Origin of the sequence: Microbacterium schleiferi (assembly GCF_015565955.1) — a bacterium.
Classification (GTDB): domain Bacteria; phylum Actinomycetota; class Actinomycetes; order Actinomycetales; family Microbacteriaceae; genus Microbacterium; species Microbacterium schleiferi_A.
Window position 1 is genome coordinate 1,630,094 of sequence record NZ_CP064760.1, and the last position, 14,265, is coordinate 1,644,358.

Annotated in this window: 11 protein-coding genes and 1 pseudogene; 5 read left to right on the forward strand and 7 right to left on the reverse strand. The window is 66.8% G+C overall.

The genetic code is table 11. The annotated features are described in order from the left end of the window. Window positions 1-118: 118 nt before the first annotated feature. The 4 genes from IT882_RS07835 to dut form a co-directional block, all read right to left on the reverse strand. On the reverse strand, window positions 119-2,953 hold the full coding sequence (locus IT882_RS07835; RefSeq protein WP_195693912.1) for an aconitate hydratase: 2,835 nt from the start codon (window positions 2,951-2,953) through the stop codon (window positions 119-121). A 132-nt stretch (window positions 2,954-3,085) separates the two neighbouring features. Continuing rightward, window positions 3,086-3,847, reverse strand: coding sequence for a DUF3159 domain-containing protein (locus IT882_RS07840; protein ID WP_195693914.1), 762 nt, complete (start codon window positions 3,845-3,847; stop codon window positions 3,086-3,088). Next, window positions 3,844-4,473 carry a DUF3710 domain-containing protein gene (locus tag IT882_RS07845; protein WP_195693916.1) on the reverse strand — a complete coding sequence of 210 codons (630 nt, stop codon included), beginning with the start codon at window positions 4,471-4,473 and terminating at the stop codon, window positions 3,844-3,846. Before IT882_RS07845 ends, IT882_RS07840 begins: the two co-directional genes overlap by 4 nt. Further along, a complete protein-coding gene (gene dut, locus IT882_RS07850) occupies window positions 4,470-4,943 on the reverse strand; it encodes a dUTP diphosphatase (protein ID WP_195693918.1) in 474 nt (157 codons plus the stop codon). Before dut ends, IT882_RS07845 begins: the two co-directional genes overlap by 4 nt. 24 nt (window positions 4,944-4,967) lie before the next feature. On the opposite strand from dut, the gene IT882_RS07855 reads away from it, so the two are divergent. Beyond that, a complete protein-coding gene (locus IT882_RS07855) occupies window positions 4,968-5,438 on the forward strand; it encodes a DUF3093 family protein (protein ID WP_195693920.1) in 471 nt (156 codons plus the stop codon). A gap of 28 nt (window positions 5,439-5,466) precedes the next feature. Here the strand turns inward: IT882_RS07855 and IT882_RS07860 are convergent, their stop codons facing one another. Continuing rightward, entirely contained in the window at window positions 5,467-5,760 is a 294-nt protein-coding gene (locus IT882_RS07860; protein WP_195693922.1) for a DUF4193 domain-containing protein, read from the reverse strand. Between the two features lie 210 nt (window positions 5,761-5,970). On the opposite strand from IT882_RS07860, the gene sepH reads away from it, so the two are divergent. After that, window positions 5,971-7,017 (forward strand): septation protein SepH, encoded by a 1,047-nt coding sequence (gene sepH, locus IT882_RS07865; RefSeq protein WP_195693924.1) that lies wholly within the window; start codon window positions 5,971-5,973, stop codon window positions 7,015-7,017. Window positions 7,018-7,044: 27 nt separating this feature from the next. Here the strand turns inward: sepH and IT882_RS07870 are convergent, their stop codons facing one another. Then, the gene (locus tag IT882_RS07870) at window positions 7,045-8,166 is read right to left on the reverse strand and encodes an alkaline phosphatase family protein (RefSeq protein WP_195693926.1); all 1,122 of its coding nucleotides are present in this window, start codon (window positions 8,164-8,166) and stop codon (window positions 7,045-7,047) included. Window positions 8,167-8,237: 71 nt separating this feature from the next. Between IT882_RS07870 and IT882_RS07875 the strand changes: the two genes are divergently transcribed. Next, complete coding sequence (locus tag IT882_RS07875) at window positions 8,238-10,697, forward strand: DNA gyrase/topoisomerase IV subunit A (RefSeq protein WP_195693928.1); 2,460 nt, start codon at window positions 8,238-8,240, stop codon at window positions 10,695-10,697. 58 nt (window positions 10,698-10,755) lie between these two features. On the opposite strand, the pseudogene IT882_RS07880 reads toward IT882_RS07875, so the two are convergent. Then, window positions 10,756-12,827, reverse strand: a pseudogene (locus IT882_RS07880) (DNA gyrase/topoisomerase IV subunit B). A 166-nt stretch (window positions 12,828-12,993) separates the two neighbouring features. Here IT882_RS07880 and IT882_RS07885 point away from each other — a divergent pair. After that, complete coding sequence (locus IT882_RS07885) at window positions 12,994-13,209, forward strand: DUF7455 domain-containing protein (protein ID WP_418887780.1); 216 nt, start codon at window positions 12,994-12,996, stop codon at window positions 13,207-13,209. Window positions 13,210-13,241: 32 nt separating this feature from the next. After that, window positions 13,242-14,258, forward strand: a complete 1,017-nt coding sequence (locus IT882_RS07890; RefSeq protein ID WP_195693932.1) for a sugar-transfer associated ATP-grasp domain-containing protein — start codon at window positions 13,242-13,244, stop codon at window positions 14,256-14,258. Window positions 14,259-14,265: the final 7 nt, after the last annotated feature.

Here is a 14,265-nt window from a genome sequence, read left to right on the forward strand (position 1 = left end):
ATGCCGCCCCGTCTGGGATGACATCTGGCAAGTCTATCGAGGAGCCGCTGGGCGGGATCTGGCACTGCCGTGTTTCGATCCCGCCCAGCTGTCATCTCGAGCAGCGCGGCCGCGACGCTCAGACGAGCGAGCGCAGGACGTACTGCAGGATGCCGCCGTTGCGGTAATAGTCGGCCTCACCGGGGGTGTCGATGCGCACGATCGCGTCGAACTCGACGGTCTGCTTCCCGGCGGGCGAGAACTCGCTGGGCTCCGCGGTCACGCGCACCGTCTTGGGCGTCACGCCCTCGTTGAGCTGCTCGAGTCCCGTGATGCTGATGACCTCGGTGCCATCCAGACCGAGGGACTTCCAGCTCTCCCCGGTGGGGAACTGCAGCGGCACGACGCCCATGCCGATGAGGTTGGAGCGGTGGATGCGCTCGAAGCTCTCGGTGATGACAGCCTTGACGCCGAGCAGGTTCGTTCCCTTGGCTGCCCAGTCACGCGAGGAACCCGATCCGTACTCCTTGCCGCCGAACACGACGAGCGGGATGCCCTGATCCTGGTAGTTCATGCTCGCGTCGTAGATGTAGGACTGCGGGCCGCCCTCCTGCGTGAAGTCGCGGGTGTAGCCCCCCTCCACGACCTGGCCGTCGTTGACGGCGGCGACGAGTTCGTTCTTGAGGCGGATGTTCGCGAAGGTGCCGCGAATCATGACCTCGTGGTTACCGCGGCGCGAGCCGTAGGAGTTGAAGTCCTTCTGCGCGACGCCGTGCTCGGCGAGGTACTGGGCGGCAGGGGTTCCGGCCTTGATGTTTCCCGCGGGGCTGATGTGGTCGGTCGTGACCGAGTCGCCGAGGGTAGCCATGACCCGAGCACCGCGGATGTCGCTCACCGGGGTGAGGTCCATCGTCATGCCGTCGAAGTAGGGGGCCTTGCGAACGTAGGTGGAGTTCGCGTCCCACTCGAACTGCGCGGCATCCGGGGTCGGGAGACTGCGCCAGCGCTCGTCGCCGTCGAACACTGTCGCGTACTGCTTGATGAACTGCTCACGCGAGATCGACGAGTCGATCACCGCCTGAACCTCTTCGGTCGAGGGCCAGATGTCCTTCAGGAACACGTCGTTCCCGTCCTGGTCCTTACCGAGCGGGTCGGTTTCGAAGTCGAAGTTCATCGAGCCCGCGAGAGCATAAGCGACCACGAGCGGCGGCGACGCCAGGTAGTTCATCTTCACGTCCGGGCTGATCCGACCCTCGAAGTTCCGGTTGCCCGAGAGCACCGCGGTCACGGCGAGGTCGTGATCGTTGATCGCTGCCGACACTTCGTCGATGAGCGGACCGGAGTTGCCGATGCAGATGGTGCAGCCGTAGCCGACGGTGTAGAAGCCGAGGCCTTCGAGCGCCTTGTCGAGGCCGGAGGACTCGTAGTAGTCGGTGACGACCTTGGAGCCGGGGCCGAGCGTCGTCTTGACCCACGGCTTGCGCTCAAGGCCCTTGTCGACAGCCTTCTTGGCCAGCAGGCCCGCGGCGAGCATCACCGACGGGTTGGAGGTGTTGGTGCACGAGGTGATCGCGGCGAGGGTCACGGCGCCGTTGTCGAGCAGGTAACTCTGGCCCTCGGGAGTCGTCACCTTCACGGGCTTGGATGCCGCCGCCGGGCCTCCCGAGGAGATGAGGACGTCGTGGACGTGCCCGTCTTCGTCGCCGGGTTCCCCGCCCGGGTCGGATGCGGGGAAAGACCCCTGCGACTCGAGGTCGACGATCGACTCGGATGAGCTGGCCGTGGCGTAGTTGAGGATGTCCTTTTCGAACTGCGACTTGGCTTCCGAAAGGAGGATGCGATCCTGCGGGCGCTTGGGCCCGGCGATCGAGGGCACGACGGTGCCGAGATCGAGCTCCATGTACTCGCTGAACGCGAGCTCACGCGCCGGGTCGTGCCACATCGCCTGCAGCTTCGCGTACGCCTCGACCAGCGCGACAGTCTGCTCGTCGCGCCCGGTCAGGCGCAGATAGTCGAGCGTGACGTCGTCGATCGGGAACATGGCGGCGGTCGAGCCGAACTCGGGGCTCATGTTGCCGATGGTCGCGCGGTTGGCCAGGGGCACGGATGCCACGCCTTCGCCGTAGAACTCGACGAACTTGCCGACGACACCATGCTTGCGAAGCATGTCGGTGATCGTCAGAACGACGTCGGTCGCCGTCACGCCTGCCGGGATGGAGCCGGTGAGCTTGAAGCCCACGACCCGCGGGATGAGCATGGAAACGGGCTGACCGAGCATTGCTGCCTCGGCCTCGATGCCGCCGACGCCCCACCCGAGGACACCCAGACCGTTCACCATCGTGGTGTGGGAGTCGGTGCCGACACAGGTGTCGGGATAGGCGCGCAGGACGCCGTCGACCTCGCGGTCGTAGACGACCTTCGCGAGGTGTTCGATGTTGACCTGGTGAACGATGCCGGTGCCGGGCGGAACGACCTTGAAGTCGTCGAAGGCCGTCTGACCCCACCGCAGGAACTGGTAGCGCTCACCGTTGCGCTCGTACTCGATCTCGACGTTGCGCTCGAGCGCGTTCGGCGTGCCGAAGAGGTCGGCGATAACCGAGTGGTCGATCACCATCTCTGCCGGCGAGAGCGGGTTGATCTTGGCGGGATCACCACCGAGGGCGCTGACGGCCTCGCGCATCGTCGCAAGGTCGACGATGCAGGGAACACCGGTGAAGTCCTGCATCACGACGCGTGCGGGCGTGAACTGGATCTCGGTGTCGGGATCGGCATCCGGGTTCCACGAACCCAGCGCCTGGATCTGCTCCTTCGTGACGTTCGCACCGTCTTCGGTGCGAAGGAGGTTTTCCAGAAGAACCTTCAAGCTGAAGGGGAGCTTCTCGTATCCGGCGACCGAGTCGATCCGGAAGATCTCGTAGTCGGTCTCCCCGACTGTCAGTGTGCTCTTGGCACCGAAGCTGTCAACGGTGGACATGTGTGCTCCTTCGTCGGCGGAGGCGGGAAGCCATTCGCTCCCCATCTTGTTCGTCCGCTTCAGACCCTGCCAGCAAGGTGAGCCTTACCCGACCGGAAGCGGAAAAATATCTTGACGTCAAGATAAATCTTATCACTCGGTGCGGCGCGGATACAGCGCCCGAACCACGAGCCACGTGACAGCGATGAGGGGTGCGAACAGCGGAATGCCCATCAGGAGCTTGGTCGTTCCCAGCCCGGTGACATCGCCGGCGAAGTAGAACGGCAGCTGAACGATGAGTCGAGCTGCGAACAGCCCGGCCCAGGCTATCGAGAGCCAGAAGAACACCCGACGCTTGCGCGGGTCCCGCCGCCACGCGGTCCCCTCACCCATGAGGAATCCCACGGCAAGTCCGATGAGAGACCAGCCCACCAGCGCCGACACGAGAAACGCCGAACCATAGATGGCGTTGGTCACGAAGCCGAGAACGAAGTTGTCTTCGGCTCGGCCGGTCCACAGCGCGAGCGCGGCGGCGACGGCTGCCGCAATCAGTCCACCCAGCGCGGCGTTTACCGACGAGCGCGAAAGGAGGCGAACCACGGTGAACACCAGCGCAAGCCCCACCGACGCGCCCAGCGAAAGCAGGAGCTCGGTCGTGAGCGTGTAGAGCACCAGGAACGCGAGACTCGGCAGAACCGATTCGAGGATGCCGCGCCACCCGCCGATGGCAGCCCAGACCGCTCGCCCGGTCGTGACATCCTGTGCGGGATCCAGGCCCGCGCGCCGCGCCGCTTCACCGAGAGCCGCGCTCACGGCATCCGAGACCCGCGGCTGCTCGGTTCCCGCCGAGGCCGCGCTGGCGTCGGATTCCTCGGGCTGCGATGCGTTCTCGCCGCCGGTGTGGGGAGTGCTCACGGGCTGCCCGGGGTTGCCGGCATCCGGAGCGGAATCAAATCGCGCGGCGGCATCGGCGTCGTGCCGCGCACGACGACGATCGAGCGGAAGAGATCCTCGACCTGCGCTGCAGCATCGACGTCGGTTGCCGCGGCACCGCCGACAACGCCACGCAGGAACCACCGCGGTCCGTCGACGCCGATGAAGCGAGCAATGCGCTTGCCCGCCGACGGATCGGTACCGGCCACGACGGGCACTTCCGCCAGGAGTTCGGGTCCGAGTGGGCCCTGGCGCTCCTCGACGCGACCGCCCTGCTGGCGGATCTGCGCGCGGATCTGGTCGCGTGTCTCGTTCCACAGCCCGGTAGACCTCGGGGCTGCGAATGCCTGGACCTGCAGCGTGGAGCCGGCGTAGTCCAGGCCCACGGCGACGATGCGCTTGGTCTGCTCCTCGACTTCGAGGCGCAGGTTCAAGCCCTCGCGGGGCAGGATCTTGATGGCACCGAGGTCGATGTAGGGACGTACCGCCCGGGCTTCTGCCTCATCGAACGGGCCCGACTGTTCTCGGTCCGCCGGCGCGGACTTGGCGTCCTTGTCGATCCCGTCAGCTGTCCCATCCGGTGAACTGCCGTCGATCTGCTCCGTCATCGCGCTGCGCTCCGTCCCATGCCCTCAACGCTACCGCCGACGTAGCCGGTCGATCCGAAACCACCCTCACCGCGAACACTGTCGGGCAGCTCCTCGACGGGCAGGAACTGGGCGATGGTCACGGGCATGATGATCAGTTGAGCGATGCGATCGCCAACGGCAATCTCGTACGCTTCGCGCGCATCGGTGTTGAGAAGGCAGACCTTGATTTCGCCTCGGTACCCCGCATCCACGGTGCCGGGCGCGTTCACAACCGTGATTCCGTGCTTGGCGGCCAGACCGCTGCGGGGAACGACGAAGGCGGCATATCCCTCCGGCAGCGCGATGCGAACGCCCGTACCGACCAGCGCCCGCTCCCCCGGTTCGAGGCGCACCGCCTCGGCGGCGACCAGATCAGCACCCGCGTCACCGGGGTGGCTGTACGTCGGCGGGTGGGCGGCGATAATGGGGATGTCCACGGATGGGGTCACGCAACGAGGGTAGTGCAGAACACAATGGCGACGACGAGAGTCCACTCCGCGGCTGACTACCGCGAACGGCTAGGGCCGTCGCTCTGGGTGATCGTGTCGGCGGCGGTGGTCGCACCGATGGCCGCCCTCGTCCTCGCCCCGATCGACACAACGGTCGCGCTGACCGTCGGAGCTGCGATCGGTGTGATCGCGATCGCGCTCCTGGTGTGGGTAAGCCCCGTCGTGCGCGTCTCTGACGGTCGCGTCATGGCGGGTCGCGCCTGGATCGCTACGGGCTACCTGGGCGAGCCCGTGGCTCTGACGGGCGAGGACGCGCGCTTCGCACGAGGCCCGGGGCTCGACGCGACGGCGTGGCACGTGATCCGCGGTGGGATCGACGGTGTCGTGGTCGTTCCCGTCATCGACCCTGATGACCCCGCGCGAGCGTGGGTCATTTCAAGCCGAACGCCAGACCGGCTGGCTGCCGCGATCAGCCGCGCCCAAGCAGGTCGCTAGACCGACGCTGCTCCGGCGCGGCGAGCGTTCAGGCGGCGCATTCCTTGCAGATGATGCCGGCCGCCTCTTCGTGGTCGACCTGCGAGCGGTGCTTCACGAGGAAGCAGCTCGCGCACGTGAACTCGTCCTGCTGGGGAGGAAGCACCACGACGTCGAGTTCGAGGTCAGAGAGGTCCGCGCCGGGCAGCTCGAAGCCAGAAGGGTTGTCAGAGTCGTCGACGTCGACAGAACCCGACATCTTGTCGGGGACCCGCTCCTTGAGCGCCTCGATGGACTCGCTGTCGTCGTCGCTCTTGCGGGGTGCGTCGTAGTCGGTGGCCATTCTCTACTTCCGTTGCGTGATGCTGTGGTGCGGTGCTGCGGGGCCGCGGTGGGCGGCGATAGTTTGCACGACGGATCAGGATTTAGCAAATGCTCGCTCCGTGTGCCGACGTGGACGAAACGGACGGCGCGCGATGGATATTCCCTGGGGCGCCCGTCCGGTGTGCCACCATGGGGCCGACACGCCGAAGAGGCACGGGAGGAGCGTGGGATGGAACAGCTCAAAGTCATCGCAACGGAAGACGATCAGCTCATCCTCGCGACGGAGTCGGGTGACAGATTCACGCTCGCCCTCGACGACGCGCTGGCCTTTGAGGTACGTCGGGCCAGGCGCGCGCGCGAGTCCGACATCTCGGCAGCTCGGCCGAGTCCCCGCGACATCCAGACGCAGATTCGCGCTGGACTCAGCGCGGAAGAAGTCGCGGAGCTTCTGGGCGCTCGCGTCGAAGACGTTCGCCGGTTCGAGGGACCTGTGCTCGCCGAGCGGGAGCACGTGCTCAACCAGGCCTTGGCAGTCCCCGTCCTCGTTTCTGCCGAACTCGAACCCGACGGGGAGTCCACCTTCGGGGCTGCCGTGCGCGCGAAGCTCATCGAGGCCAGCGCCGTCGCCGAGCGATGGACCAGTTGGAAGGATGCGACCGGCTGGGTGATCAAGCTCGAGTTCCGCACCGGGGACGTCGACCGCGACGCCCGGTGGGGATTCGACCCTCGGCGCACGACACTCTCACCACTGAACGCCGACGCGACGCAGCTCTCACGGCAGGGGGCGCTGCCCGACGGTCTCATCCCCCGGCTTCGCGCGCTTGACCCCTCGCCGTCCAAGGACGACTCGCGTTTCGATTCGGGGGCGTTCGGCCCGCGTCGGGATGACGAACCGGCACGGGAGGCAGAGCGACCCGCTGACCGCACTCCGGAGCGCGCAAGCGCAGCAGTTCGTGAGGCAGCGACCAAGCGCGCCGCCGATCCCGTGGTGACCACATCTCCCGAAACGGCAGATCTTCTCGAAGCGCTGCGTCGGCGCCGCGGTCAGCGCGAATCCGCTCCGGACGCGTCAGCCGAGGAGGCAGAACGCGCACCCGTGGCGTTGTTCGATGCGCTGGAGCCCGGCTACGACGAGACCACTGCTCCTCCCCCAGCGCCGGCCGACGAGGAACCGGCCGACCTCGAGGCAACTCAGCTGTCGGCATCCCGTCGGCGTGGCCGGTCTTCACTTCCGACGTGGGACGAGATCGTCTTCGGCGCCCGCTCCGACGAATAACTCGGAACCCGGGAAACCGGCGGCTGCTCAGTCCGCGTACGCACCGGCGCGAAGCAGCGGTACCACCGACTCTTCCAGGGTGAGCGAACCGTGTTGCCCGACCATGCGCTGCGGTGACCGGTCGTCGACACGGTTGTCGTAGTACGCGACGCGAGCTCGCGCGGCCACGAGGACGTCACCGATCCGCGCCGCAACAGCGGGGCTCACGCTCCCGAACACGCCAGCGGTAACGGCTTCGTCACGGGTCATGACCCACGCCCGATCGGCATCGGCCGCTCGCCATACGCCTGCCACCGCGTCAGCCGCCTGCGGCTGGGTGTACAGGTGCAGCATCCGCGGTTCGCCGGCGATGTCGGCAACACCCTCGAGCCGTGGGTCACCGTCGTCCAGGAGCACGTGGCGACCGGCGGGCACATCGATCATCCCGTGATCGGCGGTGATCACCACGCCAGCCTGCGGGGCGGCGCGGGCGAGGTCGCGAAGGGCAGCATCCACGCGTTCGAGTTGATCTGTCCACGCCCCCGATTCCCAGCCGGATCGGTGACCAATGCCATCGAGTTCCGGAACGTAGAGATAGGTGAAGCTTCCGGGGTGCTGCGCCGCGACGGCGCCGGCGCGGGCGATCCGCTCGTCCAGGTCAGAGACGCCGATGAACTCGGCGCCGTCCGTTGTCGCACGCGTGAAGCCGGTGGTTGCGAAGTCCGGCTTCGAGAGCACGAACACCGGCGCCCGCTGTGATTGTGCGCGCGTGAGTGGGCTCGACCTCTGCCAGTCCTCCGGCAGTTCGCCGTCCTCCCAGCCGTGCAGCAGGTTGGCGACCCGACCGGTGTCGGGGACGCGGATGCGATAGCCGAGCATCCCGTGCTCCCCGGGATCGGTCGCTGTCAGCAGGCTGGTGAGCGCGCTGGCGGTCGTCGACGGAAACGTGGTTCGCGCGATGTCGCGTGCGCCGGCGAGACTCGCCAGAAATCGCGCATGCCCCGAGCGGGCTCGGACCTGAGCGGCACCCACGCCGTCGAGCATCACGAGCACAACGCTGCGGGCCGGGCGCAACCACGTGCCCTCCCCCTGCAGTGAGCGGAACATCTCCGGCACGACCTCGGTGAGGCTCCGGGTTCTCGGCGAGTGCGCGGGTAGTGTGATCGGCATCCACGCCAGTCTCCCACGCGCCCCTTTCGCGGGGGCCGAGGTGCGTCCGTCCGAGCACTCGAGGTTTTGTCATGCCGTCATCCCGTCCCCCCCAGCCCGCTGAGGTCGCCGAGCGGATCGAGGACGTTGACGTCGCAACCGAGATGCAGGGCTCGTTCCTCGAGTACGCCTACTCGGTGATCTACTCGCGAGCTCTCCCCGACGCTCGCGACGGACTGAAGCCGGTGCAGCGCCGGATCCTCTTCCAGATGGCAGACATGGGGCTTCGTCCCGACCGCGGACACGTGAAGAGCTCGCGTGTCGTCGGCGAAGTCATGGGAAAGCTCCACCCCCACGGCGATGCGGCGATCTACGACGCGCTGGTGCGTCTGGCACAACCCTTCTCGCTGCGCGTGCCCCTCGTCGATGGACACGGCAACTTCGGGTCGCTGGATGACGGACCGGCTGCACCGCGATACACCGAGGCTCGACTGGCAGCCGCGGCGCTGGCGCTGACTGAGAACCTCGACGAAGACGTCGTGGACTTCATCCCGAACTACGACGGGCAGTTCCAACAGCCGGCAGTGCTGCCGGCAGCCTTCCCGAACCTCCTCGTCAACGGCGCGTCGGGGATCGCGGTCGGCATGGCCACGAACATGGCCCCGCACAACCTCATCGAGGTCGTGGCGGCGGCCGTCCACCTGCTCGACCATCCCGAGGCGACCGTCGAGGAACTGATGGAGTTCGTCCCCGGCCCCGACTTCCCATCGGGCGGGATCATCGTCGGCCTGGACGGAGTCAAGGATGCCTACGCGAAGGGACGCGGCTCTGTCCGCACCCGCGCAAAAGTGTCGGTCGAGTCGCTGGGACCGCGTCGCACCGGCTTGGTCGTCACCGAGCTCCCGTATCTTGTCGGACCGGAACGGGTCATCGAGAAGATCAAGGACGCCGTCACCTCCAAGAAGCTGCAGGGCATCGCCGACGTCACCGACCTCACCGACCGCCACCGCGGCTTGCAGCTGGTCATCGGCATCAAGACCGGCTTCGACCCCAATGCCGTGCTGGAGCAGTTGTACCGTCTGACCCCGCTCGAAGACTCGTTCGGCATCAACAACGTCGCGTTGGTGGAGGGGCAGCCGCAGACCCTCGGCCTCAAAGAGATGCTCGAGGTCTACGTCGACCACCGCATCGAGGTGGTGACGCGACGAAGCCGCCACCGCCTCGGCAAGCGGCGCGAGCGACTGCATCTGGTTGAGGGTCTGCTGATCGCCATCGTCGACATCGACGAAGTCATCCAGGTGATCCGCACCTCGGATGACGGCGAACAGGCACGCACCCGCCTCATGGACGTGTTCGATCTCTCGCAGCCGCAGGCCGAGTACATCCTCGAGCTTCGGCTGCGTCGACTCACCCGCTTCTCGCGCCTCGAGTTGGAGCAGGAGCGTGACGCTCTGAAGGCCGAGATCGCCGAGCTGGAGGCTCTGCTCGCGAGCGACAAGCTGATCCGTGCGCAGGTCGCTACCGAACTGGATGCCGCCGCCGAAGCCTTCGGAACACCCCGACGGACGCTGCTGCTCAACGGCGGACCGGTTGCGCCGCGATCCTCCTCCAAGAAGCCCGTCGACCTGCAGATCGCCGACACACCGTGCCGCGTGTTCCTGTCGGTAACCGGGCGCATGGTTCGCGCTGATATCGACCCCGAGGCACCGAACGCGGGGATCGTCACCCCGACCCGCCGCTCCAAGCACGACGCGATCCGCAGCACCGCCGACGCCACCACGCGCGGCCATCTCGGCGCCCTGACGACCCAGGGCAGGCTCGTCCGGTTCACCCCGGTCGATCTCCCCTCGGTGCCCGGCAACTCGGTTCAGCTGGCAGCAGGAACGCGAGCAGACCAGTATCTCGGCCTCACCAGCGGCGAGCATGTCGTCGCGATTGTCTCCCTGGAGGGGACGACGCCCCTCGCGCTGGGAACGGCTCAGGGCGTCGTCAAGCGCGTCTTGCCCAGCGAGATCGCAGCCCGTGACGAGATCGAGGTCATCGCTGTGAAGCCGGGCGATGCGGTTGTCGGCGGCGCGCTGGCTCCGGATGACGCTGAGCTCCTCTTCATCACCGATGATGCGCAGCTGCTGCGTTTCGAGGCAAGCGCCGTGCGAGCTCAGGGCCGCGCGGCTGGCGGCATGGCCGGCATCCGGCTCGGATCAGGCGCATCTGTCATCGGGTTCGCGGTCATCCCCGGGGCAGACGCGGCCGAGGCGGTTGTCGTGACGGCTGCGGGGAGTGCCGGCGCGCTCGCGGGAACGGATGTGAGTTCTGGCAAGGTCTCGTCGCTCGACGAGTTCCCGCCGAAGGGCCGCGCCACGGGTGGCGTCCGCGCGCATCGCCTGTTGAAGGGCGAGGATCGGCTGGTACTCGCGTGGGCCGGCACGGAACCGCGAGCTGTCGCGCAGGACGGCGCGTCGCGCGCTCTGCCACCCGCGGGCGCGAAGCGCGACGCCTCCGGCGTGGCACTCGAGGCCGGCGTTGCGGCGATCGGCACCGTGGTCCGCTAGCTGAGTCGGGGGGCCCGCGTCGGGCTCCTCCGACCCGATCGGGGCGCCGCGGACTGCGCTAGGCGTCGATGCGCTCGCGAGCAAGCCGGTCTGACGACTCGATCAAGAACTCGCGGCGCGGGGCAACGTCGTTGCCCATGAGCAGTTCGAAGACGGAGGCCGCTGATTCGGCATCCTGCACCCGGACGCGCCGCAGCGTACGTCCCGCTCGATCCATCGTGGTGGTTGCCAGCTGTTCGGCATCCATCTCGCCGAGGCCCTTGTAGCGCTGGATGGGCTCCTGCCAGGTGCGCCCCGCCTTCGTGAGGCGGTTCAGCAGTGCGTGGAGCTCCGCCTCGCTGTACGTGTAGATCGTCTCGTTGGGCTTGGACCCCGGGTGCTTCACGACCACGCGGTGCAGCGGCGGGACGGCGGCGAAGACGCGCCCCTCCTCGATCAGCGGGCGCATATAGCGGAAGAAGAGGGTGAGAAGAAGGGTGCGGATGTGGGCGCCGTCGACGTCGGCGTCGCTCATGAGGATGACCTTGCCGTAGCGAGCCGTGCTGATGTCGAAGGAGCGGCCCGAACCGGAGCCGATGACCTGGATGATCGATGCGCACTCCGCGTTGGAGAGCATGTCGCTGATCGAGGCCTTCTGGACGTTCAGAATCTTCCCGCGGATCGGCAGCAGCGCCTGGTACTCGCTGTTGCGCGCGAGCTTGGCGGTACCCAGGGCCGAATCGCCCTCGACGATGAACAGCTCCGAATCGGCGACGTCGTTCGAGCGGCAGTCCACGAGTTTTGCCGGAAGCGATGAGGATTCCAGCGCGTTCTTGCGTCGCTGTGTCTCCTTGTGGGCGCGTGCCGAGATGCGAGCCTTCATCTCGGCGACGACCTTTTCGAGCAGCTGGGATGTCTGCGCCTTGTCGTCGCGCTTGGTCGAAGCGAACCGGGCCGACAGTTCGCGCGCAACGACAGTCGAAACGATCTGGCGCACCGCCGGGGTCCCGAGCACTTCTTTGGTCTGGCCCTCGAACTGAGGTTCGGGAAGCCGCACCGTGAGCACCACGGTCAGACCGGCCATGATGTCATCCTTGTCGAGCTTGTCGTTGCCCACCTTCAGACGGCGGGCGTTCTGCTCGACCTGGGCACGGATGACCTTCATGAGGCCCGCTTCGAAGCCCTGCTGGTGGGTGCCACCCTTGGGCGTCGCGATGATGTTCACGAACGATCGCAGGGTGGTCTCGTAGCCGGTCCCCCAGCGCACCGCGACATCGACCTCGCATGATCTCTCGAGCTCGGTCGGAACCATGGTGCCGGATGCCTGCAAGACCGGCACAGTCTCCGTGAAGGTCCCGGTTCCCTGAAGCCGCCAGGTGTCGGTGACGGCGGCGTCCGGCGCGAGGAACTCCGCGAACTCGGAGATCCCGCCGTCGAAGCGGTACTCGGTCGTGACCGGTGTCGCGGGATCGCGCTCATCGGAGATCGTGATCGTGAGGCCCGGCACCAGAAACGCGGTCTGCCGGGCGCGCTGCTGCAGCTCATCGAGCGAGAACGCGGCGTCGCGCGTGAAAATCTGACGGTCGGCCCAGTAGCGGATCCGCGTCCCGGTGACGCCCTTGGCTACTTTCCCCGCGACGCGCAGGCTCGAGCTCTTCTCGAACGGGGTGAATGTGGCATCGGGCGTGGGCCCCGCGAACTCCCCCGGCTCGCCCCGGTGGAAGGACATGGCCCAGGTCTTGCCGCCGCGGTCGACCTCGACATCCAGTCTCTCGGAGAGGGCGTTGACGACGGATGCGCCGACACCGTGAAGACCGCCGGACGAACTGTATGAGCCCGAGCCGAACTTTCCGCCGGCGTGCAGCTTCGTGAACACGACCTCGACGCCCGACAGCCCGGTGCGCGGTTCGATGTCGACCGGGATGCCGCGAGCCCGGTCACGCACCTCGACGCTGCCGTCGGCGTACAGCACGATCTCGATGGTCGATCCGTGGCCCCCAGAGCCTCATCGACGGAGTTGTCGATGATCTCCCAGAGGCAGTGCATCAGACCGCGCGAATCCGTGGACCCGATGTACATCCCGGGACGCTTGCGGACGGCTTCGAGGCCCTCCAGCACCTGGAGATGATGGGCGGAGTACTCGGAGGTCACAATCGTTCAGACTACGCGGCGCCCTCATGATCGCCCCGGAGCCACGCGGCATTGCACATGGCCGTACGCGCTCAGCGAAATGTCACCTCAGAGCGGCATACCTGAAACATCCCCGTGGTTGTATGTCATGACACCGCCAGGAGTGACGTACCGAGGAGGCATGACCATGGCTACCCTTTCCCCCGCAGAGATCGACGTCATCGAGAGCCGTCTTTCCGCCGCCGACCGCTGCGACTCGTGCGGCGCTCAGGCTTATATTGCCGCTGAGGTCAACGGGAGTGAGCTGTTGTTCTGCGCTCACCACGGCCGCCGCTACGAAGAGAAGCTGCGCGAGGTCGCCACGAGCTGGCACGACGAGACCCACCGCCTCACCGCTGAGTGAACGCGGCATCGACTGACCTCAGCACCACCTGAATGGCTTCGCTTGATCCGCGGACGCGGATGCACTACCGCGCCGCGCGCGCACGACGGATCGATGTTGGGTCGCTGTGGCAGCGGGCTCGCGAGACGTCCCGGGAACATAGCCGCTGGACTCCCGTCGTGCTCGCCGACATGCTCTGGTCCGCCGGCGTACGTCAGGTCGGCTTCCAGGACTACGTCGACTACGATTTCGCCATCCTGAATCGCGACGAGCGCGCGACCTATATGACGCATCCGGTGTCGAACGAGCTGTCACAGCGCTACGACGACCCCCGCCATCGCGGCCTGTTTCACGACAAGCTCGCTTTCAACCGGACGTTCGAGAAATTCCTGCGTCGCGAGTGGATGACGATAACTCCCGAGAACGCAGATGAGCTCCGGAGCTTCGTCGAGCGGCACGGCACGATCATTGTGAAAGAGCCGATCGGGCAGGCGGGCTCGGGCGTGCACCGATACCGGGCGGACGCCGTGACCGACTGGAGTGCATTCCACGGCGGACTTCTTGACCGCGGCGAACTTCTCGCCGAGGAGGTCATCGTCCAGCATCCGGATCTGGCTGCGTACTGCCCCGGAACCGTCAACACGACGCGTGTGACAACGTTCTTCGACGGTGACCGAACCCACATCCTCGCTGTCGCGCAGAAGTTCGGGCGCGGAGCCGTCAGCGATCAGATGAGCTTCGGCGGTTTCTATTCGATGCTCGACGACGACGGGCGCGCTGTCGGCCCGGGGTACGACTCCCACGGCAACGTGCACGAGGTCCACCCCGACACGGGCGAGCGCATCTCCGATTTCACGCTGCCGATGCTCGATGAGGTGAAGGCCTTCATTGACGAGGTCGCGCGTGTCGTTCCAACGGTGCGCTATGTCGGGTGGGATGTCGTCGTGACTCCCACCGGTCCCGTCCTCGTGGAGGGGAACTGGGCTGCCGGCGTCTATGAGAACAAACCGAGCGTGACCGGCATCCGTACCGGGCACAAACCCCGGTACCGCGCCGCGATCGGCTTCTGACACCCTC